This window comes from Streptomyces dioscori (genome assembly GCF_003024195.1).
GTDB classification, from domain to species: Bacteria; Actinomycetota; Actinomycetes; order Streptomycetales; family Streptomycetaceae; genus Streptomyces; species Streptomyces dioscori.
Window position 1 is genome coordinate 293,415 of record NZ_KZ679051.1, and the last position, 25,051, is coordinate 318,465.

Genomic DNA, 25,051 nt, shown 5'->3' on the forward strand with positions numbered 1-25,051 from the left:
GAGACATGCTGTGGTCCGACCCGGAGAACGAGCCGCCGAAGGAGCTGCGCGACATGCAGGACATGTTGCGGCGGCTCGGCGTCCTCATGGCGCTTGCCGTGGTGTTCGCGATGATCATCCTCGGCCTCATGTGAGACCGGCCCGACCGGCAGTCCGGCCTCCGGCAAAACCGGCCGGCAGCGGCTCGCTACGCTGACCGCATGACTGATCAGCCACGCCGCAGGCTCGTTCTCGCCTCCCAGTCCCCCGCCCGGCTCGGACTGCTGCGGCAGGCCGGACTCGACCCCGAGGTCGTCGTCAGCGGGTTCGACGAGGACGCCGTGACCGCCCCGACCCCCGCCGAACTGGCGCTCGCCCTCGCCGAGGCGAAGGCGTCCGTGGTCGCCGCACGGCCCGAGGTCGCCGGCGCCCTGGTGATCGGCTGCGACTCGGTGCTCGAACTGGACGGCGTGGCGTACGGCAAGCCGGTCGACGCCGAGGAGGCGACCGCGCGCTGGAAGTCGATGCGCGGCCGGGCGGGCATCCTGCAGACCGGCCACTGCGTGTGGGACACACAGGCCGGCCGGCACACCTCGGGGGTCGCGTCCACCGTCGTCCGCTTCGGCGAGCCGACCGACGCCGAGATCGCCGCGTACGTCGCCACGGGCGAGCCGCTGCACGTCGCAGGGGCGTTCACACTGGACGGCCGCTCGGCCCCCTTCGTCGACGGCATCGACGGCGACCACGGCAACGTCATCGGGCTCTCGCTGCCGCTGGTACGCCGCCTGCTGGCCGAACTGGGCGTCGGCATCACCGACTTGTGGACCCCGCGCGAGCACTAGGGCCCACCGAGCCGATCGGGAGCGGCGGGCCCAGCGGGCCGGGGTCGGAGGCGGTTCAGGGGCGCTTCAGGAAACGCGGTTCAGGAGACGGAGGGCGCCGGGGGCGGAGGCAGCACACCGTCCCCGGAGCCCCCGGCACTCCCGGAACCGCCGACGCTCCCGGGGCCGCCGGGACTCCCCGGGCCCGCGTCCGGTCCGGCGTCCGGCCCCGCGTCCGGCTTCGCGTCGGACCTCGTGGCCTCCAGCCGGTCGTACGTCATGAAGATGAGCACGATCAGGCCGAGCACGACCATCGTGAACGCGAACGCGCCCCAGCCCACCAGGCCGACCGCGAACGCGCCGAGCAGGGCGTGCACCACCGCCGCGCTGATCAGCAGGATGCGGCCGAGGCCCGCGGGCGCGCGGTCGCGCAGGCCGACGCGCAGCGCGGTGAAGCCGCAGAGCGCGAAGTAGAGGCCGAAGACGAGCCCGGCGACCTTCGACGACGTGGACATCACGTCAGGGTCGAGCCCCGCGAGGGACATGTCCTGCCGGTCGACGACGACCCCCATGAACCAGTTGACCCACGCGATGCCCACCGCCTCCACGAAGAGCACGATCGCGGTCACGAATGCCACCGGTCTGCGGATCACCGGGCCCCACCCACTTTCGACTTCCGCCCGAGCAGGGCCCTGTTACCTCAAGTATCCGTACGCCAGCGAGCACGCTACTAACGAGTAAACCCAGGGACAAGGGATCTGCGGAGGGCAAAGAATCGTTGGGCCATTCGTAGGGTCTCCACAAAGAAACCGAGTGGCGCGCAGCACGGACTCACAGAGACCTTGGCCACACCGGAGAGCTAGGGTTCAAGGCAAGCCCCCTGCGTACCGAGGTAGGGCAAGGGAAATCGCGGGCGAGCAGGCCTTGTATCACGCTCCGTGTGGGCAAGCTCACCATCGGGGACGGGTCGAAACGACGTGTCGGCAGTCCCTAAACTCGGCTTGTTTCAAGGAGAGGGAGCCAACGTGCGCAAGGTGTTGATCGCCAACCGTGGCGAAATCGCTGTTCGTGTCGCCCGGGCGTGCCGAGACGCCGGCATCGCGAGCGTGGCGGTGTACGCCGAGCCGGACCGGGACGCCCTGCATGTGCGGGCCGCGGACGAGGCGTTCGCGCTGGGCGGTGACACCCCCGCGAGCAGTTACCTCGACATCGCCAAGGTGCTGCAGGCCGCCAAGGACTCCGGGGCGGACGCGATCCATCCCGGATACGGCTTCCTCTCGGAGAACGCCGACTTCGCCCAGGCCGTCCTGGACGCGAACCTGACCTGGATCGGCCCGCCGCCGCAGGCGATCCGCGACCTCGGTGACAAGGTCGCCGCCCGGCACATCGCGCAGCGCGCGGGCGCCCCGCTGGTCGCCGGTACGCCGGACCCGGTGCCCGGCGCCGACGAGGTCGTCGCCTTCGCCCGGGAGCACGGCCTCCCGATCGCGATCAAGGCGGCCTTCGGTGGTGGCGGCCGCGGTCTGAAGGTGGCCCGTACCCTCGAAGAGATCCCCGAGCTGTTCGACTCCGCGGTGCGCGAGGCCGTGGCCGCGTTCGGCCGCGGCGAGTGCTTCGTGGAGCGCTACCTCGACAAGCCCCGGCACGTGGAGACCCAGTGCCTGGCCGACTCCCACGGCAACGTGGTGGTCGTCTCCACCCGTGACTGCTCCCTGCAGCGCCGCCACCAGAAGCTGGTCGAGGAGGCGCCCGCGCCGTTCCTCTCCGACGCCCAGGTGGCCGAGCTGTACGCGTCCTCCAAGGCGATCCTCAAGGAGGCCGGGTACGTCGGCGCCGGGACCGTCGAGTTCCTGGTCGGCGCGGACGGCACGATCTCCTTCCTGGAGGTCAACACCCGTCTGCAGGTAGAGCACCCGGTCACCGAGGAGGTCTCCGGCATCGACCTCGTACGGGAGATGTTCCGCATCGCCGACGGCGAGGAACTGGGCTACGACGACCCGCCGCTGCGCGGCCATTCCTTCGAGTTCCGCATCAACGGCGAGGACCCGGGCCGCGGCTTCCTGCCGGCCCCCGGCACCGTGACCCTGTTCGCCCCGCCCACCGGTCCGGGCGTGCGCCTGGACGCGGGCGTGGAGTCCGGCAGCGTGATCGGCCCGGCGTGGGACTCGCTGCTCGCCAAGCTGATCGTCACCGGCGCCACCCGCGAGCAGGCCCTGCAGCGGGCCGCGCGTGCGCTGGAGGAGTTCACCGTGGAAGGCATGGCCACGGCCATCCCCTTCCACCGCGCGGTCGTCGCCGACCCCGCCTTCGCGCCCGAACTGACCGGCTCCACCGACCCGTTCACGGTCCACACCCGCTGGATCGAGACCGAGTTCGTCAACGAGATCCCGGCCTTCACCGCTCCCGCGGACACCGACACCGAGGACGAGCCGGGCCGTGAGACGGTCGTCGTCGAGGTCGGCGGCAAGCGCCTCGAAGTCTCCCTGCCGGTCTCGCTGGGCATGTCCCTGGCCCGTACGGGACTCGCGGCGGGCGCCAAGCCCAAGCGGCGCGCGGCCAAGAAGTCCGGCCCGGCCGCCTCCGGCGACACCCTCGCCTCGCCCATGCAGGGCACCATCGTGAAGGTGGCCGTCGAGGAGGGCCAGGAGGTCAAGGAGGGCGACCTGATCGTCGTCCTGGAGGCCATGAAGATGGAACAGCCCCTGAACGCCCACCGCTCGGGCACCGTCAAGGCCCTCGCCGCGGAGGTCGGCGCCTCCCTCACCTCAGGCGCGGTCATCTGCGAAATCAAGGACTGACACCAGCCAGCTGTCCCGCCGGACGGGGTGCGCCTCTGGAGGCGCACCCCGTCCGGCGCTTTTCAGGGGCGCGGGGAACTGCGCGGGCAACCCCCACCGGCCCGCAGACACAAGACACCCGCGGCACCCGTGCATTTCAGGGGCGCGGGGAACTGCGCGACCAGCCACATACGGCCCGCAGCACCCAGCCGGTGGTCAGGGGGCAGACGGATAGGGTTCGAGGGCGGCCACCATCCCCGCCCGAAGGACCGAGGAGAGGGTAGGTAGGACACATGGCCAACCCCCCGGCAGGGATGCGCGCCGACGCCCGCAGAAACCACGCCCGCCTGGTCACCGAGGCAAGAGCCACATTCGCCCAGCACGGCGCAGACGCCTCCTTGGAGGACGTGGCGAAACGCGCAGGCGTAGGAATCGGCACCCTCTACCGCCACTTCCCCAACCGCCACGCCCTGCTGAACGCGGTCTTCGCGGACGCGGTGAGCGACCTGCTGACCCGCTCCCGTGAACTCCTCGACGCCCCGAACCCGTGCACGGCGCTCGTGGAATGGCTGCGCGCCGTCATCACCCATGCGAGTGAGTACCGCGGACTGTCACGCGCGCTCATGTCGGCCTCGCACGACGACGCGTCGGCGCTCGCGCAGTGCAGCGGCCCGATGCGCGAGGCGGGCGACGCCCTCCTCACGCGCGCGCAGCAGGCAGGCTCCGTACGCACCGGTGTCGCCATCGGTGATCTGCTTCAGCTGACCAACGCGATCGCGCTGGCCGCCGAAGAGACCCCGGGCGACCCGGAGTTGGCCGACCGCCTGCTGGCGCTGACGCTGCGGGGCCTGAAGGCCTGACCCCGCGCACACCGAACGTAGCCACTGGCGCGGTGCGTTCCGACGTACGGACTGGACCCCCGTCCGTCCTCGGCACCGGCCCTGCTGTACCGCCCTGCTGTACCGGCCCTGTTGTACCGGCCGCTTCAGCGTCTGCGCATGTCGGCGACCCGGGCCCGCTCGCTCTGGGCCTGGTCGCCCAGCACCGCCGCGGCGCTGCGCAACTGCGGTCCCGCACCGGGCACCTGACCGCGTCGGGGGCCGGGCAGCGGCACGTCCCGGCGTGGCGGCTGGCGCCCCGCCGGGACCGTATCGCCGCCCGAACCACCCGCTCCCGCCACCGCGATCTGTACGCCCTGGTCGGCCAGGGCCTGCAGTTCGGTGGCCGCGCGGTCGTCCTGGGCCGGTGGCTCGTCCGTGACCAGGCGGGTGATCACATCGGTCGGCACCGTCTGGAACATCGTGTCGGCGCCGAGCTTGGTGTGATCGGCCAGGACGACGACCTCGGCGGCCGCCTGGACGAGCGCGCGGTCGACCGAGGCCGACAGCATGTTGGAGGTGGACAGGCCGCGTTCGGCGGTGAGGCCGCTTCCCGACAGGAAGGCCCGGGAGACCCGCAGCCCCTGGAGGGACTGTTCGGCCCCGCTGCCCACCAGGGCGTAGTTGGAACCGCGCAGGGTGCCGCCGGTCATCACGACTTCCACCCGGTTGGCATGGGCCAGCGCCTGGGCCACCAGCAGGGAATTGGTGACGACGGTCAGCCCCGGCACCCGCGCGAGCCGGCGAGCCAGCTCCTGCGTGGTGGTTCCCGCCCCCACCACAATGGCCTCGCCCTCTTCGACGAGACCCGCGGCGAGGTCGGCGATGGCCGTCTTCTCTGCGGTCGCGAGATGAGATTTCTGCGGAAAGCCGGACTCCCGCGTGAACCCGCCCGGCAATACCGCACCGCCATGTCGGCGGTCGAGGAGTCCTTCTGCCTCCAGTGCGCGCACGTCCCGCCGTACGGTCACTTCGGAGGTCTGGACGACGCGGGCGAGCTCACGGAGCGACACGGCTCCATTTGCTCGCACCATTTCGAGGATCAATTGACGACGTTCTGCAGCGAACACGAAACTGACAGTAACCCCAACGACCGTCTGCTTTCAGCAGTTTGCGCCGAATAACAGAAGTTGTTCGCATGGCACTACCCGGAGTGGTATACGCGCCTAATCCGGGCGCCTATGCCGGGCGAATGGTCGACGACTCCCCGTGACCAGAGGGACGCCCGATCCTCGTGACCAGCGAAAAACCGCGCACGGCACCGCTTTCCACGCCGCGTCGGCCCCGCTTCGGGGTCCCCCGCCACCCGCGTCGGCGCTCAGCCCTCGCCGGTGGACTTCCGGGTGTGCAGCTGACGGGCCACCTCGGCGATCGAGCCCGACAGGGACGGATAGACGGTGAACGCCTTCGCGATCTGCTCGACGGTCAGGTTGTTGTCGACCGCGAGCGAGATCGGGTGGATGAGTTCCGAGGCGCGCGGCGCGACGACCACACCGCCGACGACGATCCCCGTGCCCGGACGGCAGAAGATCTTCACGAAGCCGTCCCGGATGCCCTGCATCTTGGCGCGCGGGTTGCGCAGCAGGGGCAGCTTCACGACCCGGGCGTCGATGACGCCGCCGTCGACGTCCGACTGCGAGTAGCCGACGGTGGCGATCTCGGGGTCGGTGAAGACGTTCGACGAGACCGTCTTCAGATTGAGCGGGGCGACCGCGTCGCCGAGGAAGTGGTACATGGCGATACGGCCCTGCATGGCGGCCACGGAGGCGAGCGCGAAGATCCCTGTGACGTCACCGGCCGCGTACACGCCGGGGGCCGTGGTCCTGGAGACCTTGTCCGTCCAGATGTGCCCGGACTCCTGGACCTTGACCCCGGCCTCCTCCAGGCCCATGCCGTCGCTGTTCGGGATCGCGCCGACGGCCATCAGACAGTGCGAGCCGGTGATGACACGGCCGTCGGCGAGCGTCACCTCGACCCGGTCGCCCACCCGCTTGGCGGAGGCGGCGCGCGAGCGGGCCATGACGTTCATGCCGCGCCTGCGGAACACGTCCTCCAGGACGGCCGCCGCGTCCGGGTCCTCGCCCGGCAGCACGCGGTCACGGCTGGAGACGAGCGTGACCCGCGAGCCGAGGGCCTGGTAGGCGCCGGCGAACTCGGCTCCGGTGACACCGGAGCCGACCACGATGAGCTCCTCGGGGAGCTCGTCGAGGTCGTAGACCTGCGTCCAGTTCAGGATGCGCTCGCCGTCGGGCTGCGCGTCGGCCAGCTCGCGGGGGTGCCCGCCGGTGGCGATGAGGACGGCGTCGGCGACGAGCGTCTCCTCGCTGCCGTCCGCGGCCCGCACGACGACCTTGCGGGAGCCGTCCAGGCCCTGCATGCCCTCCAGCCGGCCGCGGCCGCGCAGCACCCGCGCCCCGGCACGCGTCACGGAGGCCGTGATGTCGTGGGACTGGGCGAGCGCGAGGCGCTTCACCCGGCGGTTGACCTTGCCGAGGTCCACGCCGACGACGCGCGCGGGCTGGTCGATGTGCGGGGTGTCGTCGGCGACGATGATCCCCAGTTCCTCGTACGAGGAGTCGAAGGTGGTCATCACCTCGGCCGTCGCGATGAGGGTCTTGGACGGCACGCAGTCGGTGAGCACCGACGCACCGCCCAGGCCGTCGCAGTCGACGACGGTCACCTCCGCGCCGAGCTGCGCGGCCACCAGGGCCGCTTCGTATCCGCCGGGTCCGCCGCCAATGATCACGATCCGAGTCACGTACTCCATTGTCCCGCACGCTTCAAGGTGCTTCCGCACGGGGGCGCTGTCCGGGTGTCGCGGGGCGGGCGGCCGGGGTGGCACGGGTGTGCGATCCGGGACCACGGTTACGGGAGAGTCACCTGCGTCCCCTGCCGTACCCTCGGTCCCATGTCGCTCTACGCCGCGTACGCCGGCAATCTCGACCCGCGGCTCATGACGCGCCGCGCACCCCATTCGCCGCTGCGCGCCACGGGGTGGCTCAACGGCTGGCGGCTGACGTTCGGCGGCGAGCACATGGGCTGGGAGGGCGCGCTGGCGACGATCGTCGAGGCCCCGCGCTCACAGGTCTTCGTCGCCCTGTACGACATCGCTCCCCCGGACGAGGAGTCCCTGGACCGCTGGGAGGGTGTCGGCCTCGACATCTACCGGCGGATGCGCGTACGGATCCACACGCTGGAGGGCGAGGAGTCGGCGTGGCTGTACGTCCTCAACGGTTACGAGGGAGGGCTCCCCTCGGCCCGCTACCTCGGCGAGCTGGCCGACGCGGCGGAGTCGGCGGGCGCCCCGCACGACTACGTGATGGAACTGCGCAAGCGCCCCTGCTGAACCCCTGCCGTCCCCTGCCGACCCAGGGGACGCGTCCCGGAACAGGCCGTCGCCGGGCTTCGTCGGAAACAACAAGACAACGATCGCAAACCCGTGACCATCAACATCTACGCGCGTAGGCCGCGAGCGGCTACCCTCATGCGCGTGAACGCATCTCTTCTTCCGGACGACATCCAGGGCGACCCGTACGCCGCCGCCGACGCCGCCGCCGCGCGCCTGCGGGAACTCTCGGGCGCCGAGACCCACGACGTCGCCCTCGTGATGGGCTCCGGCTGGGCGCCGGCCGTGAACGCCCTCGGCGATCCCGAAGCCGAGTTCCAGGTCACCGATCTGCCCGGTTTCCCGCCGCCGGCGGTCGAGGGGCACGGCGGCACGGTCCGCTCGTACCGGATCGGCGACAAGCGGGCGCTGGTCTTCCTGGGCCGCACCCACTACTACGAGGGCCGCGGGGTCGCCGCCGTCGCGCACGGCGTCCGGACGGCCGTGGCCGCCGGCTGCAAGACCATCGTGCTGACCAACGGCTGCGGTGGACTGCGCGAGGGCATGCGGCCCGGACAGCCGGTCCTCATCAGCGACCACATCAACCTCACGGCGACGTCCCCGATCGTCGGCGCGAACTTCGTCGACCTGACGGATCTGTACTCGCCGCGGCTGCGCGCGCTGTGCAAGGAGATCGACGCGACGCTCGAAGAGGGCGTGTACGCGCAGTTCCCCGGCCCGCACTACGAGACTCCCGCGGAGATCCGGATGGCCCGCGTGATCGGGGCCGACCTGGTGGGGATGTCGACCACGCTCGAAGCGATCGCCGCGCGGGAGGCGGGGGCCGAGGTGCTCGGCATCTCGCTCGTCACCAACCTCGCCGCGGGGATGACGGGCGAGCCGCTGAACCACGAGGAGGTGCTCCAGGCCGGCCGGGACTCGGCGACGCACATGGGAGCGCTCCTCACCCAGGTCCTGGACCGGCTGTAGTTCTTCGCCCCCGCCGCCCCTACCCTCCCCCACCGTCACTGCATGGGGGCTGCGCCCCCTCGCCCCCTGATCGCGCTGCGCGCTCGTCCTCAAACGCCGGACGGGCTGAAAGAACAGCGGCCGGCCCAAATGACGCCGAAGGCGCAGACGGCGCCGACGGATCGGCGGCGCACCGGCGGCGGACCCGAAATGCCGGGGCGCAGCCCCGCATTTCAGGGGCGCGGGGAACGGCGCGGCCCACCCCCACCGGCCCGCGGACAAACCCGTGGGAAGGGGCGCGGGGAACGGCGCGACCGGCTCCACCCGCCCGCGGACAAACCCGGGGGCCGGGGCGCAGCCCCGCCTTCGAGGGGCGCGGGGAACTGCGCGGCCGGCCCCCACCGGCCCGCGGACGGATCCCGGCAGCCCGTCCGGCGTTTGAGGACACCCGGGGGGCCGGGGGCAGCGGCCCCGGGGGAAACCGGGGTACACCACCACGTACAGACGACGAAAAGAGGTCGACCCTCGTGCAGGACGAACTCATCGCGCGGGCCACGGCATGGCTGGCCGAGGACCCCGACACGGACACCCGCGAGGAACTCGCCAAGCTCATCGACGCCCAGGACACCGCGGAGCTGACCGCCCGCTTCTCCGGCACGCTCCAGTTCGGCACGGCAGGCCTCCGCGGCGAACTGGGCGCGGGCCCGATGCGGATGAACCGCGCGGTCGTCATCCGCGCCGCCGCCGGCCTCGCCGCGTACCTGAAGGCGAAGGGGCGGACGGGCGGCCTCGTCGTCATCGGCTACGACGCCCGCCACAAGTCCGCCGACTTCGCCCGCGACACCGCCGCGGTGATGACGGGCGCGGGCCTGCGCGCCGCGGTGCTCCCCCGCCCGCTCCCCACGCCCGTACTCGCGTACGCCATAAGGCATCTGGGCGCGGTGGCGGGCGTAGAGGTGACGGCCAGCCACAACCCCCCGAGGGACAACGGCTACAAGGTGTATCTGGGGGACGGCAGCCAGATCGTGCCCCCGGCGGACGCCGAGATCGCCGCGGAGATCGCCGCGGTCGCGCGCCTCGCGGACGTCCCGCGCCCGGACTCCGGCTGGGAGACCCTCGACGAGGGCGTCCTGAACGCCTATCTGGAGCGCACGGACGCGGTTCTCGCTCCCGGTTCCCCGCGGACCGCCCGCACGGTCTACACGGCCCTGCACGGCGTCGGCACGGAGACCCTGCTCGCCGCGTTCGAACGGGCCGGCTTCCCCGCGCCCGTCCTCGTCGCCGAGCAGGCGGAGCCGGACCCGGACTTCCCGACCGTCGCCTTCCCCAATCCGGAGGAGCCCGGCGCGATGGATCTCGCCTTCGCGAAGGCCCGCGGGAGCGACCCGGACCTGATCATCGCGAACGACCCGGACGCGGACCGCTGCGCCGCGGCCGTCAAGGACCGCGGGACCGGCGGGAACGGCGGTGACTGGCGCATGCTGCGCGGCGACGAGGTCGGCGCGCTCCTCGCCGCGCACCTCGTCCGCCGGGGCGCGCGCGGCACCTTCGCGGAGTCGATCGTCTCCTCCTCCCTCCTCGGCCGCATCGCCGGGAAGGCGGGTCTGCCGTACGAGGAGACCCTGACGGGCTTCAAGTGGATCGCCAGGGTGGAGGGCCTGCGGTACGGCTACGAGGAGGCGCTGGGCTACTGCGTCGACCCCGACGGCGTACGGGACAAGGACGGCATCACGGCGGCCCTGGCCATCACGGAGCTGGCCTCGGAGCTGAAGGAGGAGGGGCGCACGCTCCTCGACCTGCTGGACGACCTCGCCGTCGAGCACGGGCTGCACGCCACGGACCAGTTGTCCGTCCGGGTGGACGACCTCTCCGTCATCTCCGACGCGATGCGCCGGCTGCGCGAACAGCCGCCCACGCGGCTGGCGGGCCTGTCCGTCACCGGGAGCGAGGACCTCGCCCTCGGGACGGACCTGCTGCCGCCCACGGACGGCCTGCGCTACACGCTGGACGGCGCCCGTGTCATCGTCCGGCCCAGCGGTACGGAGCCGAAGCTGAAGTGCTATCTGGAGGTCGTGGTGCCGGTGGGCACCCACGACGACCTCCCGGCGGCGCACGCGAAGGCGGCGGAGCTGCTGGCGGAGATCAAGCGGGATCTGTCGGCGGCGGCCGGCATCTGAACGGCCCGACGGACCGGCGCCGCCGAAAGCGCCGGTCCGTGGCCCCTTCAGCCCCGCCTCAGAGCCCGTACCGGCTCTTCAGGTGGCGCCAGAAGTCGCGGAACATCCACTTGTCGAACTCGGTGATCTGCGTGGCGCTGCCCGCGTTCATGAGGAAGCAGCACTGGCCCGTCGGCGTCCAGTCGTAGAAGTCGTCGAGGCCGAAGGTGTGGCCGACCTCGTGCAGATAGATGTGGATGTCCTCCTGGGACAGCGCGCCGGTGAAGTACTCCTGGCCGACCCGCTGGCCCCAGTCGCCGCCCGCGCCGCCCTGGAAGCCCTTGGTCAGCCAGAGGGACTGGTCGTAGTGGCGGGCCGCGCCGCCCGGACACTTCGTGTAGTCGCCGTCCTGGTGGAAGAACCGGCCGCAGTCGGGCGCGCACTGCGGGGCGCCTCCGCTGTCGAGGTTTCCGGCATAGACGTCGACGGAGTTGTCGGTCCACTGGAGGGTGGAGCGGTTCTTGACCGCCCAGCCGACGATGTTGACGGGCACGCTGGTGTACGGCCAGGCGTTGTGGCCCGTGCCGTTGTCCAGCATGGCCGCCGTCCACTTGCCGAACTGCTTCTTCAGGGCGGCGTGGACCTGGTCGCGCAATGCCGTACCGACCGGGGCGTCGGACTCCCAGCGGACGCAGTAGTTGATGCTTCCCCGGTTGGCCATGACCTGGTCCCAGCCGTAGTTGCGGAAGCCGTACAGGTCCGGGTAGGTCGTCGAGACGTGGTTCCACACCTCGTTCAGCGGCTGCACCAGGTTCGCGGGCGGGTTCCACTGGTCGGCGGCCTGCGCCGGGGCGGCCCGCGTGAGGGGCGAGGCGGCCAGCACCACGAGCGCGACCAGGACGGTGACCAGACGCGCCCGGCGCCTGTGCGGACGACCGGGCGGACAGCTCTGCAAACGCCTGTGCGGATGTCTGCGCACGGTGAACTCCCTTGGTGGGGGACGGGATTTCACCCTCAGGTCGCCACCGGTGCCCCCGCGGTTGCCCGCCGTGTAGCGATTCGGCTCAGCCCCACACCACCAGGACCGCCGCCCACACCAGCGCCAGTACGACGGCCAGCGGCCAGAGCGGGCGGCCCCGTTCGGGGGTGGTGCTCTCACCGGTGGGGCGCAGCGCCGGGTCCTCGCGCATGGCCGACAGCTCGGCGGCCAGCGCGTCGTACGGATGGACCAGGCCGCGCCGGCGCTCGAACCACGCCCAGCGCGGCGCCGCGACCGACCAGTCGTCGTCCCGCCAGCGCAGCTTCAGTTCGAAGGACCGGCGGCGTACGGAGCGGATGTCGTCCCAGGGGACGTGCCGGGGGCCGCGCAGCCCGGTGACCCACAGGCCCGAGCGGTCCGCGGTGATGCGCCAGGCGAGTTTCACGGGGACGCGGGCGGCTCCGTAGAGGCCGAGTGCGGTGGCCAGGCCCAGTTTCCAGGAGGGCAGTTCGGCCTCGGTGAACCCGGCCCAGGTGAGCCAGACGCCCCACTGCACCAGCAGTGCGGCGGCCACCCAGTCCAGCCAGCCCGCACGCCAGCGGCGTACCGGGGCGGGCGCGCGGTCCACGACCGACTCCCTTGCCTGCCGCTCCAGTTGGCGGTTCCGCTCCTCGCGGGCCTTCTCCTTGGCGATGCGCCGCATTCCCGCGCTCGGCGACAGCGGGCGGACCGGGCCCGCCGACCACTCCGTCAGCGGGGGCTGGTCCGGGTCCTCGTCGGCGCTGAGGACCACGACCTCGGCGCCGTCGAAGGGCGCCCCGAAGAGGACGGCCTCGCGGACCGGGCCGGGGACGTCGTCGTCGACGGCGTCGAGGAGCCGCTCCAGTTCCTCGGCCCCGGTACCGGCGCCGGCATCGGGGCTGTCCGTCCCGCCCTCGCCCCCGTCCTCGCCCTCGTCGTCCTCGTCGTCCTCGTCGGATTCGCCGTCGTACGACGTCAGTTCCACCGTGAACAGGGGCCGCATGGCCGCGAGGTCGTCCGCCGCGTACACCTCCGTGGTGCCCTGTGCGTCGTCGCGTACGAGGACACGCAGTACGGGTGCGGGGGTCCGGCGCAGGGCGACGGCCCGGTGGCGGCCGAGCCACGCCGAGACCAGGGCGGTCAGGCCGAGCCCCGTCAGATAGAAGGCCATGACCCAGGAGCCGCGCTGGTCGTCGACCGTGCCCCACAGGTTCGCGGTGACGCCGGTGAGCACACCGAGCACGAGCACCACGACGCCGAGCGGTAGCAGGAAGCGGCCGCGCCGCACCGGGGCGTGGGCGGCCGGGACCTGTGCGGTGCCGTCCCCGGCGGCCTCCAGCGCCTGTGCCAGCTGGGTACCGCGGGCCCGCAGGCGTACGGCGACGGCGGTCCAGGAGGCCACGACGACGAACGCCCCGACGGCGGTCACCGCCCAGGGCAGCGACGATGCCTGCACCGCGAGCCCGAGGAGCAGCGCGGGCGCTCCGGCCCAGACCAGTTCGGGGCGGGCGAGCACCCACAGGACGTACACCGCGAAGCCCGCCGCGACGAACGGCCACAGCCCGCCGAGCATCGCGGCCCAGGCGCCCGCGCAGAGCGCGAGGGTGGTCACGGCGCCGGCGATCGACCGGCGCACCCGCAGGAACGTCCAGCGCGACGGCAGCGCGGCCGACCAGTTCGCCGCCCGGCCGGCCGTCCAGTCCCGGCAGTCGTCGGGTATCGCGGCCGCGGGCAGTCGCAGCGGCTCGTCGTACGACACATGCACTCCTGGATCGCGTGGGAACGCCGGTGCCGACACCGGCGCGGGCACCGGTGGTGACAGTAGCGAGCGAAACGACCCGCCCAGGCCGGCGGACGTCCCGGCGCCCGATGCGGGTGCCGCCCTCTCGTACGGGCGGGCATGGCCATCCGCCTCAAGCGGGCCCGCTCGGAGTGCGGCGGAGGTGACGCCGGGTGGTGCGGTGCCGGGTGGTGCCGGGTGGTGCCGGGTGGTGCGGTGCGCGGGATCAGGCCACTGACAGGAGGATCGCCAGCAGGACGGCTCCGGCCGCCGCGGGGGCCATGACCTCGTAGGCCCAGCGCACCGAGACGTCGCCCTGGGCCTGCGGGTCCTTGCCGCGGGCCTCGACCAGTTCGCGCAGCTCGTCGATGATCTGGTCGCCCTGGGCACGTACGGGGCCGGTGGCGACCGCGGCGGGGTGCGGGGCCGGGCGGGTCTGGCGGGTCTGGCCGCGGGCCTCCTTACGGGCCGCCCGGTTGCGGGCCCGCAGGGAGACCGGCACGGCCCAGACCTGGTACTTGGTGCCGGTCTTGTCGAGTACCTCGTTCGAGTAGCCGGACCTGAACGCCTCGACCGTTCCCCAGGGCAGCGTGATCACCCGGAAGGGGTTACGGATACGCATGCGCTGCTCGTTCGCGTGGACGGCGGGGCGCAGGGTGAAGGCGGCGACCAGGGGGACCAGCACGAGCAGTGTGGCCAGCGCGACCCAGGGGGTGCGGCCCTCGCCCGTGAGCAGCGCGTCGATGCCGAGCCAGGCCGCGATGCCGAGCAGCAGGGCGCCGCCCGCGACACCGGACGGGGACCGGTAGACCCTGTCCTTGAACTGGGGTTCCGCCGGGGGGTGCGGGGCGTCCGGTGCGGGTGGCTGGTGGTCCGGGGTCGTCATACCCCGATTCTGCCTGACCGTCCCCTTGGGGGTCGCTCCGCGGGTGGGGCCGTTGCCGCGTGCGGGCCCGCCGGGGCGTCCCACGCCCCATCCGGACCCGCCCGAGGCGTCGCCACCTGCGGGGCGATGGGGGCGGGCGGCGCCGTTCCCCGCGCCCCCATCGGGGCCCAGCCGGAGCGTTGTCGGCTGCAGCGGCGTGGGGGTTGCCCGCGCCGTTCCTCGCGCCCCTGTCGGGGCACGGCCGGGGCGTTGTCGGCTGCGGGGCGGTGGGGGTTGCCCGCGCCGTTCCTCGCGCCCCTTGCGGGGCTCGGCCGGGGCGCCCCGTCAGGGGCGCGGGGAACTGCGCGGCCGACCCCCACGCCGCTGCAGGCGAACGCACCCGGGGGTATACAGCCGCTACGCGCGTAGATATGCTCGGGTGGTGACCATGCCCACCACTGCACCCCCCGCAGCCCACGCATTCACGGACGTGACCGCGTCAGACAGCACCCTGCGCCGCTTCCTGCACGGGCTGCCCGGCGTGGACACGGTCGGTCTGGAGGCGCGTGCCGCCGCCCTCGGCACCCGTTCGATCAAGACGACCGCGAAGGCGTACGCCATCGACCTCGCCATCTCGATGGTCGACCTGACGACGCTGGAAGGCGCGGACACCCCCGGCAAGGTCCGGGCGCTCGGCGCCAAGGCCGTCCACCCGGACCCCACGGACCGCACCGCCCCGACGACCGCCGCCGTCTGCGTCTACCCCGACATGGTGGCCGCCGCGAAGGAGGCCGTCGCCGGCTCCGGCGTGCTGGTCGCCTCCGTGGCGACCGCCTTCCCGGCCGGCCGCGCCGCGCTCGACGTGAAGCTGGCCGACGTGCGCGACGCCGTCGCCGCGGGCGCCGACGAGATCGACATGGTCATCGACCGCGGCGCGTTCCTCGCGGGCAGGTACCTGAAGGTGTACGACGAGATCGTCGCCGTGAAGGAGGCCTCGGGCGCCGCCCGCCTGAAGGTCATCTTCGAGACCGGCGAGCTGTCGACGTACGACAACATCCGGCGCGCGAGCTGGCTCGGCATGCTGGCGGGCGCGGACTTCATCAAGACGTCGACGGGCAAGGTCGCCGTCAACGCGACCCCCGCGAACACGCTCCTGATGCTGGAGGCCGTCCGCGACTTCCGCGCGCAGACCGGGATCCAGGTCGGGGTGAAGCCCGCCGGCGGTATCCGCACCACGAAGGACGCCGTCAAGTTCCTGGTGCTGGTCAACGAGACGGCGGGCACGGACTGGCTGGACAACCACTGGTTCCGCTTCGGCGCCTCCTCGCTCCTCAACGACCTGCTGATGCAGCGCCAGAAACTGGCCACCGGCCGCTACTCCGGCCCCGACTACGTGACGGTGGACTGATCCACATGGCTTCCGAAATGGTTTCCGCGAAGGCTTCCGCATTCGCCTACGCGCCGGCGCCCGAGTCCCGCTCCGTCGTCGACATCGCGCCCTCGTACGGCCTGTTCATCGACGGCGAGTTCACCGAGGCCGCCGACGGCAAGGTCTTCAAGACCGTCAGCCCGAGCACCGAAGAGGTCCTGTCCGAGGTCGCCCGGGCGGGCGAGGCGGACGTCGACCGCGCGGTCGGGGCCGCCCGCCGGGCCTTCGGGAAGTGGTCCGCGCTGCCCGGCTCCGAGCGCGCCAAGTACCTGTTCCGTATCGCCCGGATCATCCAGGAGCGCAGCCGCGAGCTGGCGGTCCTGGAGACGCTGGACAACGGAAAGCCCATCAAGGAGACGAGGGACGCCGACCTCCCCCTGGTGGCGGCGCACTTCTTCTACTACGCGGGCTGGGCCGACAAGCTCGACCACGCCGGGTTCGGCAAGGACGTGCGCCCCCTCGGCGTCGCCGGCCAGGTCATCCCCTGGAACTTCCCGCTCCTGATGCTGGCCTGGAAGATCGCCCCGGCGCTCGCGACGGGCAACACGGTGGTGCTGAAGCCCGCCGAGACGACCCCCCTGTCCGCCCTGTTCTTCGCGGACATCTGCCGTCAGGCGGGCCTGCCGAAGGGCGTCGTCAACATCCTTCCCGGTTACGGCGACGCGGGCGCGGCGCTCGTCGCGCACCCGGACGTGAACAAGGTGGCGTTCACCGGCTCCACCGCCGTCGGCAAGGCCATCGCGCGCCAGGTCGCGGGCACGGACAAGAAGGTCACGCTCGAACTGGGCGGCAAGGGCGCCAACATCGTCTTCGACGACGCCCCCATCGACCAGGCCGTCGAGGGCGTCGTCACGGGCATCTTCTTCAACCAGGGCCAGGTCTGCTGCGCGGGCTCCCGCCTCCTCGTCCAGGAGTCGATCCACGACGAGCTGCTGGACTCCCTGAAGCGCAGGCTCTCGGCCCTGCGCCTGGGCGACCCGCTCGACAAGAACACCGACATCGGCGCGATCAACAGCGCCGAGCAGCTCGCCCGTATCTCCTCGCTCGTCGAGCAGGGCGAGGCGGAGGGCGCCGAGCGCTGGTCCCCGTCCTGCGAGCTGCCGTCCTCGGGCTACTGGTTCGCCCCGACGCTCTTCACGAACGTCACCCAGGCGCACACCGTGGCCCGCGACGAGATCTTCGGCCCGGTCCTGTCCGTGCTCACGTTCCGCACCCCGGACGAGGCGGTCGCGAAGGCCAACAACAGCCAGTACGGACTCTCGGCGGGCATCTGGACCGAGAAGGGCTCCCGGATCCTGGCGGTCGCGAGCAAGCTGCGCGCGGGCGTCGTCTGGTCCAACACGTTCAACAAGTTCGATCCGACCTCGCCGTTCGGCGGCTACAAGGAGTCGGGCTACGGCCGCGAGGGCGGTCGCCACGGCCTGGAGGCGTACCTCGATGTCTGACAAGCCGAAGAACACCGGGAAGAAGACCGAGCAGAAGGCCGAGCAGAACCAGCGCCTGAGCGTCTTCAAGACCTACAAGCTGTACGTCGGCGGGAAGTTCCCGCGTTCCGAGAGCGGCCGGGTGTACGAGGTGACCGACTCGAAGGGCCAGTGGCTGGCCAACGCTCCGCGCGCGAGCCGCAAGGACGCCCGTGACGCGGTCGTCGCCGCCCGCAAGGCGTTCGGCGGCTGGTCCGGCGCGACCGCGTACAACCGCGGTCAGATCCTCTACCGTGTCGCGGAGATGCTGGAGGGCCGCAGGGACCAGTTCGTACGGGAGGTCGCGGAGGCGGAGGGTCTGCCGAAGTCCCGGGCCGCCGCCCAGGTGGACGCGGCGATCGACCGCTGGGTCTGGTACGCGGGCTGGACCGACAAGATCGCGCAGGTCGTCGGCGGCGGGAACCCGGTGGCGGGCCCCTACTTCAACCTCTCGTCCCCCGAGCCGACGGGTGTCGTGACGGTCCTCGCCCCGCAGGAGTCCTCGTTCCTCGGGCTGGTCTCGGTGCTCGCCCCGGTGATCGCGACCGGCAACACGGCGGTCGTGATCGCGAGCGAGAAGTTCCCGCTCCCCGCGCTGTCGCTGGGCGAGGTGCTGGCGACCTCGGACGTCCCGGGCGGCGTGGTGAACATCCTCACCGGCGGTACGGCGGAGATCGCGGCCCCGCTCGCCGCCCACCAGGACGTCAACGCGATCGACCTGGCCGGCGCCGACGAGGCACTCGCGAAGGAACTGGAGATCGCGGCGGCCGACAACCTCAAGCGTGTCGTCCGTCCACAGCCTGTGGATTACTTCGCGACGCCCGGCATCGACCGCCTCACGGCCTTCCTGGAGACGAAGACGGTCTGGCACCCCACGGGCGCGCTGGGCGCGTCGGGCTCGTCCTACTAGGCCGCCTGCTCCACCGGGCCGGCGCCCGGCCCGCCAAGGCCGATGCCCGGCCCACCAGAGCGGGAGAGCCGCGCTTCCCCACCGTCCGGGGGAGGCGCGGCTCTCTCTCGCGTCACCGGTACGTCCGTACGGTTCAGGCGCCCAGCAGCGTCGTCACCTGGCCCAGCACCGGGACGCTGCCCAGCGACTGGGCCTGCGCGACCGGCGCCGTCAGCATGGTCGTCGCCATCGGCGGGAAGTCGGCGATCTGCGTGCCGAGCCCGTTGTCGAGCGGGTCGACGCCCGTGCCCGCCAGCGGGTTGGGCTTCAGGCCCGCGACCGGACCGGTCACGTAACCGACCGTCCCGGTCAGGGCCTGCAGTCCGGACTGCGGGTCGATGGTGCCGAGCGAGGTCGGGCGCGTACGGATCACGTCCACCACGGGGTCGGTGTCCGCGACCGCCGAGGTCGCACCGGCGCCGACCGCGATCCCCGCGGTGGTGAGGGCCAGCAACGCGCGCCGGGCGGTCGGGTTCTGGTAGGCCGTGTGTCGTGCCATCGCTGCTGCCACCTTCTGATGCGCTGAGTAATCGGGTCGACACGTAGGGTAGTTGAGGGGTGACGTACGTTCCAAAGGCGACCCGCGGACTCGGCCGGGAGCGGATGATGCCGCACACTGGTGTCTCGTGAGTTCCCCTTTCCCGAATTCCCCGGCAACCGCCCGTGTCGTACTGCTGTGCGGCCCCTCCGGCTCCGGCAAGTCCCTTCTCGCGGCCCGCTCCGGCCTTCCGGTGCTGCGGCTCGACGACTTCTACAAGGAGGGCCACGACCCGACGCTGCCGCAGGTGGCGGGGAGTTCGGACATCGACTGGGACCATCCGCTGTCCTGGGACGCGGACGCGGCCCTCGCGGCGATCGCTGAGCTGTGCGGGACGGGGCGTACGAGCGTTCCCATGTACGACATTTCGCGGAGCGCGCGTACGGGTGCCGAGACCGTCGACTTCGAGTCGGCCCCGGTCTTCATCGCCGAGGGCATCTTCGCGGCGGAGATCGTGCAGCGGTGCCAGGAGGCGGGGCTGCTGGCGGATGCGCTGTGTCTCAGCCGGGGGGCCGTGACGACGTTCCGGCGGCGGTTCCTGCGGGATCTTCGCGAGGGCCGGAAGTCCGTGCCGTTCCTTCTTCGGCGGGGGTGGCGGCTGATGCGGGACGAGCGGGTGATCGTGTCCCGGCAGACGTCGCTCGGGGCGTACGCGTGTGATCGGGACGAGGCGCTTGGCCGGCTGGCCGTGGCGTCTCGCTCCGCGACGTCCCGCTCCGCGGCGGAGGTTGTGGGTGACGTGCGGGTGAGTGGGGGCTGAGCTCGCGCCGTTCCCCGCGCCCCTCAAAGGCAAAGGATTGCGCCGTTCCCCGCGCCCCTGAAGGGCAAAGGCAAAAGACTGCGCCGTTCCCCGCGCCCCTCACAAGCGAAAGACTGCGCCGTTCCCCGTGCCCCTGACGGCAAAAAGCAGCGGGGCCGGTTGGGCCCCCCGGCCCCTCCGGTCCCGCTGCTCTTCGTGATCCCCCGTGGTCCCCCCGGACCCCGTTGTGCTCCCCCGAGCCGTCCGCCGCCTCCCCCGAAGTGACGGACCGCCCCTTGTCGTCCGCCGCCTCCCCCCGGAGTTGCGGACTTCCCCCGTGCCGCTCGTCACCTCCCCCGAAGCGACGAACTTCCTGCGCTGCCCGACGCCTCCCCCGGAGTGACGGACAGCCCCCCCCCACTGCCTTCAGGCGACGAGCTCCCCGAAGGACTCCTCCTCGTCACGGCCGAAGCTGAGGACGTCGTCCTCACGCAGCCGGCGGAGCGACCGCCAGATGCTGGACTTCACCGTGCCGACACTGATGTCGAGGATCTCCGCGATCTCCGGGTCCGTGCGGCCCTCGTAGTAACGAAGGACCAGCATGGTGCGCTGGAGTTCGGGAAGCCGGGCGAGCGCCTGCCACAGGACCGCGCGCAGCTCCGTGCCGCGCATCGCGTCCGTGTCACCGGCCGTCTCCGGCAGCTCCTCGGTCGGGTATTCGTTCAGCTTGCGGCGGCGCCACGCGCTGATGTGCAGATTGGTCATCGTGCGGCGGAGGTAGCCCCCGACCGCCGCCTTGTCACTGATGCGGTCCCACGCCCGGTACGTCGAGAAGAGGGCGCTCTGCAGCAGGTCCTCGGCCTCGAAACGGTCGCCGGTCAGGTGGTAGGCGGTCGCGTACAGGGAGGCGCGGCGCTCCTGGACGTAGGCGGTGAACTCCGCCTCCGACACCGAGTGCCGCTCCCCCGTGACCTCCCCGTACGCCGCCCCTGTTCCCCCGTGGGCAGCCCCCGTGCCGCTTCCCCCCGCATGTGCGTCAACCACCGTCATGTACGACCCGGTGTGCTGACGCCCGGTGCCGCGAGCGCACCCCCGCCCGCTCACGGCACCGGACTTCTCGGTGCTCCTCGTGACGTCGTGGAGCCGCGTGACAACTGCGCCAGTGTTGGTGCTGTGCAGCGTGTTCATCTCGCGCCCCCCGTCGTGGAGTTCCGGTTCTCCGGTACTTCGTCTGCTTCGTCGCCGACCGTGTCGCCGGCTTCGCTGCGGTGCTTCCGTGCTTGTGACCAAAAGCTTGCCGGGGCCACTTCATGACGGTGTCCCCCGACTGTCACAGACCTGTCACAGGGGGCGGGACCTGCCTGGCGCTTCCCGTCGTCCTCGATTTCCACAGTCCGATCACAGAGAAGCGTCGTACGGCTACTCATCCGGCACACTCGGCACGCCTCGGCCACCCACTCGTACGCGGGACATGTGTGGGAGCGCTCCAACAGTCGATACCCGCCCACGTCATGGGACAGAATGACGTCCGTGCCTTCCCTGTTGCTGATCGAGGACGACGACGCCATCCGGACGGCCCTGGAGCTCTCGCTGACGCGCCAGGGACACCGGGTGGCCACCGCTGCCACCGGCGAGGACGGACTGAAGCTGTTGCGCGAGCAACGGCCCGATCTGATCGTCCTCGACGTGATGCTGCCAGGCATCGACGGATTCGAGGTGTGCCGCCGCATCCGGCGTACGGACCAGTTGCCGATCATCCTGCTGACCGCGCGCAGCGATGACATCGACGTCGTGGTCGGCCTGGAGTCCGGCGCCGACGACTACGTGGTCAAACCCGTGCAGGGGCGGGTGCTCGACGCCCGGATCCGGGCCGTGCTGCGCCGCGGCGAGCGCGAGGCGAACGACTCGGCGACCTTCGGTTCGCTGGTGATCGACCGCGCCGCGATGACCGTGACGAAGAACGGCGAGGACCTGCAGCTGACGCCCACCGAGCTGCGGCTGCTGCTCGAACTGAGCCGGCGGCCCGGCCAGGCCCTGTCCCGGCAGCAGCTGCTGCGGCTGGTGTGGGAGCACGACTACCTCGGTGACTCCCGGCTCGTCGACGCGTGTGTGCAGCGGCTGCGCGCGAAGGTGGAGGACGTGCCGTCCTCGCCGACCCTGATCCGTACCGTGCGCGGCGTCGGCTACCGGCTGGACAATCCTCAGTGACCAAACCGCAGGACAAGCTCCGTGGCTGGGCGGCGGCCCGCCGGACGGTCATGGCGGGGCTGCGCTTCACCAGTCTTCGGCTGCGCCTGGTCGTGGTGTTCGGGCTGGTCGCGCTGACCGCCGCCGTGTCGGCGTCCGGGATCGCGTACTGGCTCAACCGCGAGGCCGTGCTGACCCGTACGCAGGACGCGGTGCTCGGCGACTTCCAGCAGGCGATGCAGACCCGCGCCAGCACGCTGCGGCAGCACCCCACGCAGGGGGAACTGCAGCGCGCCGCCGGGCAGATGGCGAACAGCAGCCAGCGCTTCAGCGTGCTGCTGATCGCTGAGGACGAGAACGGCAAGGCCGTCCGCGGCAACTCCGACCTGGACACCTTCACGCTGGAGGACGTACCGCAGTCCCTCCAGAAGGCGGTGAACAAGGAACAGAAGATCTCCTCGCACAACAGGTACGCGTACCACCTGTACTGGCAGCGGACCGTGCAGGACGACAAGCCGTATCTGGTGGGCGGTGCCAAGGTGATCGGCGGCGGGCCGACCGGGTACATGCTCAAGTCGCTGGAGCCGGAGGCCAAGGACCTCAACTCGCTGGCCTGGTCGCTGGGGATCGCGACCGGGCTCGCGCTGATCGGCTCGGCCCTGCTCGCGCAGGCCGCCGCGACGACCGTACTGAAGCCGGTGCACCGGCTGGGGACCGCCGCCCGGCGGCTCGGCGAGGGCAAGCTCGACACCCGGCTGCGGGTGTCGGGGACGGACGAACTCGCCGATCTGTCACGGACGTTCAACCGGACGGCCGAGTCGCTGGAGAAACGGGTCGCGGACATGAGCGCCCGTGACGAGGCGTCCCGGCGGTTCGTGGCGGACATGTCGCACGAGCTGCGGACCCCGCTGACCGCGATCACCGCGGTGACCGAGGTGCTTGAGGAGGAGCTGGACGCCGAGACCGGCAGCGTCGACCCGATGATCGAGCCCGCCGTACGGCTCGTCGTCAGTGAGACCCGGCGGCTGAACAACCTCGTGGAGAACCTGATGGAGGTCACCCGCTTCGACGCGGGCACCGCCCGGCTCGTCTCCGACACCGTCGACATCGCCGACCAGATCACCGCGTGCATCGACGTACGCGCCTGGCTGGACGCGGTGGAACTGGACGCCCCGCGCGGCATCATGGCGCACGTCGACCCGCGCCGACTGGACGTCATCATGGCGAACCTCATCGGCAACGCCCTCAAGCACGGCGGTTCCCCGGTGCGCGTGTACGTGCGCGAGGAGGGCGCCGACCTGGTCATCGAGGTGCAGGACCACGGCCCCGGCATCCCCGAGGACGTCCTGCCGCACGTCTTCGACCGCTTCTACAAGGCGAGCGCCTCCCGGCCGCGCTCCGAGGGCAGCGGACTCGGCCTGTCCATCGCCCTGGAGAACGCCCACATCCACGGCGGCGAGATCACCGCCGCGAACTCACCGAAGGGCGGCGCGGTCTTCACCCTGCGTCTGCCGCTCGACTCCTCAGAGCCGAAGGACCCCGAGGACGACCGGGATCACGGGGACGACGGCAATCACGGGGACCCCGGAGCCGGGGCCGAGGACGCCCACCGGGCCGACGCCGACCGCACCGAGGGGGGCGTGTGATGCCCGTACGACAGGACACGCCGGACACACGTGACGGACGGGACGCACGGGGCGCACGGGACGCACAGGGCGCACAGGGCGCACAGGGCATACGCGCCCCGCGTGCGCCGTATGCCCCGCGTGCGCCGTATGCGCCGCGTGCGCCACGAGCCCTGCGCGCGGTCCGTACGGCCCGTGCGGTCCGCACTGTTCGCGCTGTTCGCGCTGTTCGGCCGGTGCTCGCCGTGCCGCTGCTGGCCATGGCACTGGCGCTCGCCGGGTGCGGGATCCGGGCGACCGAGGTGCCGACCGACTTCGGGCCCGCGCCCTCCCGGGTGCCGTGCGCGCTGACCGGCCCCGACATCGGTACGCAGTCCTCGCGCGGCATCCTCGTGCAGGTCTTCCTCGTCTGCTCCTCCCAGCTCGCACCGGTCGACCGGACCGTACGCATCGGGGCGGGTCCCGCCGAGACGGACCGGGTACGCGCCGCGCAGGCCCTCCTCGACGAACTCTCCGAGTCCCCGTCGGACGCGGAGAGGCAGGCGAACTACTCGACGACCGTGCCCAAGGGCCTCACCGTGGCCGGTCCGCGGCGCACCGACCCGGGCGACGCGCTCCGGCTGAGCACGGCGCCCGCGGACCTGACCCCGTACGCGCTGGCGCAGATCATCTGCACCTTCAGCGACTCCGAGGCCGCCTCCGACGACGGCACGGTGACCCTGGGCGGCCCCGGCGGCGACGCCGCGCGTCGCTACGAGTGCACGGAGGCCGTGCGGACGCGGCCGGGCACGGAGACCCCGCCCTCGACGCGGACCGACGGGGCCTGAGCCCTTCCGCGCCACCGGCGGGCGCTTCGCGGGGGCTGTCGTGGAGCGGCCGTCCGGAGCCCGTCTGTGGCGCACGCCTCACCCGTGCGGGCCAAGCGCCGCCGTCACACGGAACCGATCCTGCCGGTGTCCGCGTCCTTGGGGTCGTGCAGCGTCAAGGCTCGAACGGCGGAACCGCCGTGAACCGCGTCCGTGCGACGGGAGGTCTCCTCCTCGTCGCACATCTCGCGCTTGTCGCCTGGGTCACGCTGCGGCCCCTGGACGTGCCCTGGGTGAGCGCCGCGAACCTGCGGCCGTTCGCCGGCATCAGGGCCGATCTGGCGATGGGACCCGAGGCGGCGGCCCGCGCCATCGGCAAGGGTCTGCTGCTGCTCGCCCCGCTCGGGGTGCTGCTGCCCCTCGTGGGCGGCCGGCTCGCCGTCTCCCCGCTGCTGTCCCTGATGCGGACGGTCGCGGCGGGCGCGCTGCTGTCGCTGGGCATCGAACTGCTGCAGACCGGGGTGCCCGGCCAGGTCGTCGACGTCGACTCGCTGCTGCTGAACACCGTGGGCGTGGCGCTGGCCCATCTCGCGGTCGTCCCGGCCGCTCGGGCCGCGCTGCGCCGCCGTGCCCTGCTGCGGCGCAAGGCCGCCGCACTGCGCCGCAGGGAGGCGGTGGAGGAGTCGACTCAGGGTCTGACCCCGACGATTCCCAGGGTCGGTATCGCTCCATAGAGTGACGCCCGTGACTCTTCGTATCCGTAAC

23 protein-coding genes are annotated in these 25,051 nt (G+C 71.9%); 15 read left to right on the top strand and 8 right to left on the bottom strand.

The window, feature by feature from the left end; genetic code table 11:
* Positions 1 to 5 precede the first annotated feature (5 nt).
* Both mmpB and C6Y14_RS31905 read left to right on the top strand, forming a co-directional pair.
* Positions 6 to 134, top strand: coding sequence for a morphogenic membrane protein MmpB (mmpB, locus tag C6Y14_RS45595; protein ID WP_107020342.1), 129 nt, complete (start codon positions 6 to 8; stop codon positions 132 to 134).
* A gap of 66 nt (positions 135 to 200) precedes the next feature.
* The gene (locus tag C6Y14_RS31905) at positions 201 to 821 is read left to right on the top strand and encodes a Maf family protein (protein WP_107020343.1); all 621 of its coding nucleotides are present in this window, start codon (positions 201 to 203) and stop codon (positions 819 to 821) included.
* Positions 822 to 901: 80 nt separating this feature from the next.
* Here C6Y14_RS31905 and C6Y14_RS31910 read toward each other — a convergent pair whose 3' ends face one another.
* Positions 902 to 1,453: a hypothetical protein gene (locus C6Y14_RS31910; protein ID WP_107020344.1), complete on the bottom strand. Its 552-nt coding sequence runs from the start codon at positions 1,451 to 1,453 to the stop codon at positions 902 to 904.
* Between the two features lie 372 nt (positions 1,454 to 1,825).
* Between C6Y14_RS31910 and C6Y14_RS31915 the strand changes: the two genes are divergently transcribed.
* Both C6Y14_RS31915 and C6Y14_RS31920 read left to right on the top strand, forming a co-directional pair.
* Positions 1,826 to 3,598, top strand: coding sequence for an acetyl/propionyl/methylcrotonyl-CoA carboxylase subunit alpha (locus tag C6Y14_RS31915; RefSeq protein WP_107020345.1), 1,773 nt, complete (start codon positions 1,826 to 1,828; stop codon positions 3,596 to 3,598).
* 293 nt (positions 3,599 to 3,891) lie between these two features.
* A complete protein-coding gene (locus C6Y14_RS31920; protein WP_107020396.1) occupies positions 3,892 to 4,437 on the top strand; it encodes a TetR/AcrR family transcriptional regulator in 546 nt (181 codons plus the stop codon).
* A 125-nt stretch (positions 4,438 to 4,562) separates the two neighbouring features.
* Here C6Y14_RS31920 and C6Y14_RS31925 read toward each other — a convergent pair whose 3' ends face one another.
* Both C6Y14_RS31925 and C6Y14_RS31930 read right to left on the bottom strand, forming a co-directional pair.
* Positions 4,563 to 5,525, bottom strand: a complete 963-nt coding sequence (locus C6Y14_RS31925) for a DeoR/GlpR family DNA-binding transcription regulator (protein ID WP_107020346.1) — start codon at positions 5,523 to 5,525, stop codon at positions 4,563 to 4,565.
* 248 nt (positions 5,526 to 5,773) lie between these two features.
* Complete coding sequence (locus C6Y14_RS31930) at positions 5,774 to 7,222, bottom strand: NAD(P)H-quinone dehydrogenase (RefSeq protein WP_107020347.1); 1,449 nt, start codon at positions 7,220 to 7,222, stop codon at positions 5,774 to 5,776.
* 141 nt (positions 7,223 to 7,363) lie between these two features.
* Between C6Y14_RS31930 and C6Y14_RS31935 the strand changes: the two genes are divergently transcribed.
* From C6Y14_RS31935 to C6Y14_RS31945, 3 genes are all read left to right on the top strand, one after another.
* On the top strand, positions 7,364 to 7,801 hold the full coding sequence (locus C6Y14_RS31935) for a gamma-glutamylcyclotransferase (RefSeq protein ID WP_107020348.1): 438 nt from the start codon (positions 7,364 to 7,366) through the stop codon (positions 7,799 to 7,801).
* Positions 7,802 to 7,945: 144 nt separating this feature from the next.
* Complete coding sequence (locus C6Y14_RS31940) at positions 7,946 to 8,770, top strand: purine-nucleoside phosphorylase (protein WP_107020397.1); 825 nt, start codon at positions 7,946 to 7,948, stop codon at positions 8,768 to 8,770.
* Between the two features lie 506 nt (positions 8,771 to 9,276).
* Positions 9,277 to 10,926, top strand: a complete 1,650-nt coding sequence (locus tag C6Y14_RS31945) for a phospho-sugar mutase (protein ID WP_107020349.1) — start codon at positions 9,277 to 9,279, stop codon at positions 10,924 to 10,926.
* Positions 10,927 to 10,984: 58 nt separating this feature from the next.
* Here C6Y14_RS31945 and C6Y14_RS31950 read toward each other — a convergent pair whose 3' ends face one another.
* The 3 genes from C6Y14_RS31950 to C6Y14_RS31960 form a co-directional block, all read right to left on the bottom strand.
* A complete protein-coding gene (locus tag C6Y14_RS31950; RefSeq protein ID WP_107020398.1) occupies positions 10,985 to 11,815 on the bottom strand; it encodes a hypothetical protein in 831 nt (276 codons plus the stop codon).
* A 154-nt stretch (positions 11,816 to 11,969) separates the two neighbouring features.
* Positions 11,970 to 13,664, bottom strand: a complete 1,695-nt coding sequence (locus C6Y14_RS31955) for a hypothetical protein (protein WP_107020350.1) — start codon at positions 13,662 to 13,664, stop codon at positions 11,970 to 11,972.
* A gap of 247 nt (positions 13,665 to 13,911) precedes the next feature.
* Positions 13,912 to 14,571: a PH domain-containing protein gene (locus tag C6Y14_RS31960; protein ID WP_107020351.1), complete on the bottom strand. Its 660-nt coding sequence runs from the start codon at positions 14,569 to 14,571 to the stop codon at positions 13,912 to 13,914.
* 427 nt (positions 14,572 to 14,998) lie between these two features.
* On the opposite strand from C6Y14_RS31960, the gene deoC reads away from it, so the two are divergent.
* The 3 genes from deoC to C6Y14_RS31975 are packed head-to-tail and all read left to right on the top strand — an operon-like array spanning position 14,999 to position 18,352.
* Positions 14,999 to 15,958 (top strand): deoxyribose-phosphate aldolase, encoded by a 960-nt coding sequence (deoC, locus tag C6Y14_RS31965; RefSeq protein ID WP_107020352.1) that lies wholly within the window; start codon positions 14,999 to 15,001, stop codon positions 15,956 to 15,958.
* A gap of 17 nt (positions 15,959 to 15,975) precedes the next feature.
* Complete coding sequence (locus tag C6Y14_RS31970) at positions 15,976 to 17,424, top strand: aldehyde dehydrogenase family protein (protein WP_107020353.1); 1,449 nt, start codon at positions 15,976 to 15,978, stop codon at positions 17,422 to 17,424.
* Positions 17,417 to 18,352, top strand: coding sequence for an aldehyde dehydrogenase family protein (locus C6Y14_RS31975; protein ID WP_107020354.1), 936 nt, complete (start codon positions 17,417 to 17,419; stop codon positions 18,350 to 18,352). Before C6Y14_RS31970 ends, C6Y14_RS31975 begins: the two co-directional genes overlap by 8 nt.
* Positions 18,353 to 18,485: 133 nt before the next feature.
* Here the strand turns inward: C6Y14_RS31975 and C6Y14_RS31980 are convergent, their stop codons facing one another.
* Positions 18,486 to 18,890, bottom strand: a complete 405-nt coding sequence (locus C6Y14_RS31980) for a hypothetical protein (protein ID WP_107020355.1) — start codon at positions 18,888 to 18,890, stop codon at positions 18,486 to 18,488.
* A 127-nt stretch (positions 18,891 to 19,017) separates the two neighbouring features.
* Between C6Y14_RS31980 and C6Y14_RS31985 the strand changes: the two genes are divergently transcribed.
* Positions 19,018 to 19,689 (top strand): uridine kinase, encoded by a 672-nt coding sequence (locus C6Y14_RS31985; RefSeq protein WP_225891376.1) that lies wholly within the window; start codon positions 19,018 to 19,020, stop codon positions 19,687 to 19,689.
* 405 nt (positions 19,690 to 20,094) lie between these two features.
* On the opposite strand, the gene C6Y14_RS31995 is transcribed toward C6Y14_RS31985, so the two are convergent.
* Positions 20,095 to 20,856 (bottom strand): SigE family RNA polymerase sigma factor, encoded by a 762-nt coding sequence (locus C6Y14_RS31995; protein ID WP_107020357.1) that lies wholly within the window; start codon positions 20,854 to 20,856, stop codon positions 20,095 to 20,097.
* A gap of 342 nt (positions 20,857 to 21,198) precedes the next feature.
* On the opposite strand from C6Y14_RS31995, the gene afsQ1 reads away from it, so the two are divergent.
* The 4 genes from afsQ1 (at position 21,199) to C6Y14_RS32015 (ending at position 25,020) form a co-directional block, all read left to right on the top strand.
* Positions 21,199 to 21,876: a two-component system response regulator AfsQ1 gene (afsQ1, locus tag C6Y14_RS32000; RefSeq protein WP_099505496.1), complete on the top strand. Its 678-nt coding sequence runs from the start codon at positions 21,199 to 21,201 to the stop codon at positions 21,874 to 21,876.
* Positions 21,873 to 23,501, top strand: a complete 1,629-nt coding sequence (locus tag C6Y14_RS32005; RefSeq protein WP_107020359.1) for a sensor histidine kinase — start codon at positions 21,873 to 21,875, stop codon at positions 23,499 to 23,501. Before afsQ1 ends, C6Y14_RS32005 begins: the two co-directional genes overlap by 4 nt.
* 239 nt (positions 23,502 to 23,740) lie before the next feature.
* The gene (locus C6Y14_RS32010; RefSeq protein WP_107020399.1) at positions 23,741 to 24,307 is read left to right on the top strand and encodes a hypothetical protein; all 567 of its coding nucleotides are present in this window, start codon (positions 23,741 to 23,743) and stop codon (positions 24,305 to 24,307) included.
* A gap of 146 nt (positions 24,308 to 24,453) precedes the next feature.
* Positions 24,454 to 25,020 (top strand): VanZ family protein, encoded by a 567-nt coding sequence (locus tag C6Y14_RS32015; protein ID WP_107020360.1) that lies wholly within the window; start codon positions 24,454 to 24,456, stop codon positions 25,018 to 25,020.
* Positions 25,021 to 25,051: the final 31 nt, after the last annotated feature.

Coding starts and splice junctions, on each gene's coding strand:
- mmpB (WP_107020342.1), top strand. CDS start 6: ATGCTGTGGTCCGACCCGGAGAACGAGCCGCCGAAGGAGCTGCGCGAC.
- C6Y14_RS31905 (WP_107020343.1), top strand. CDS start 201: ATGACTGATCAGCCACGCCGCAGGCTCGTTCTCGCCTCCCAGTCCCCC.
- C6Y14_RS31920 (WP_107020396.1), top strand. CDS start 3,892: ATGCGCGCCGACGCCCGCAGAAACCACGCCCGCCTGGTCACCGAGGCA.
- C6Y14_RS31930 (WP_107020347.1), bottom strand. CDS start 7,222: ATGGAGTACGTGACTCGGATCGTGATCATTGGCGGCGGACCCGGCGGA.
- C6Y14_RS31935 (WP_107020348.1), top strand. CDS start 7,364: ATGTCGCTCTACGCCGCGTACGCCGGCAATCTCGACCCGCGGCTCATG.
- C6Y14_RS31960 (WP_107020351.1), bottom strand. CDS start 14,571: ATGACGACCCCGGACCACCAGCCACCCGCACCGGACGCCCCGCACCCC.
- deoC (WP_107020352.1), top strand. CDS start 14,999: ATGCCCACCACTGCACCCCCCGCAGCCCACGCATTCACGGACGTGACC.
- C6Y14_RS31970 (WP_107020353.1), top strand. CDS start 15,976: ATGGTTTCCGCGAAGGCTTCCGCATTCGCCTACGCGCCGGCGCCCGAG.
- C6Y14_RS31975 (WP_107020354.1), top strand. CDS start 17,417: ATGTCTGACAAGCCGAAGAACACCGGGAAGAAGACCGAGCAGAAGGCC.
- C6Y14_RS31980 (WP_107020355.1), bottom strand. CDS start 18,890: ATGGCACGACACACGGCCTACCAGAACCCGACCGCCCGGCGCGCGTTG.
- C6Y14_RS31995 (WP_107020357.1), bottom strand. CDS start 20,856: ATGAACACGCTGCACAGCACCAACACTGGCGCAGTTGTCACGCGGCTC.
- C6Y14_RS32010 (WP_107020399.1), top strand. CDS start 23,741: ATGGCACTGGCGCTCGCCGGGTGCGGGATCCGGGCGACCGAGGTGCCG.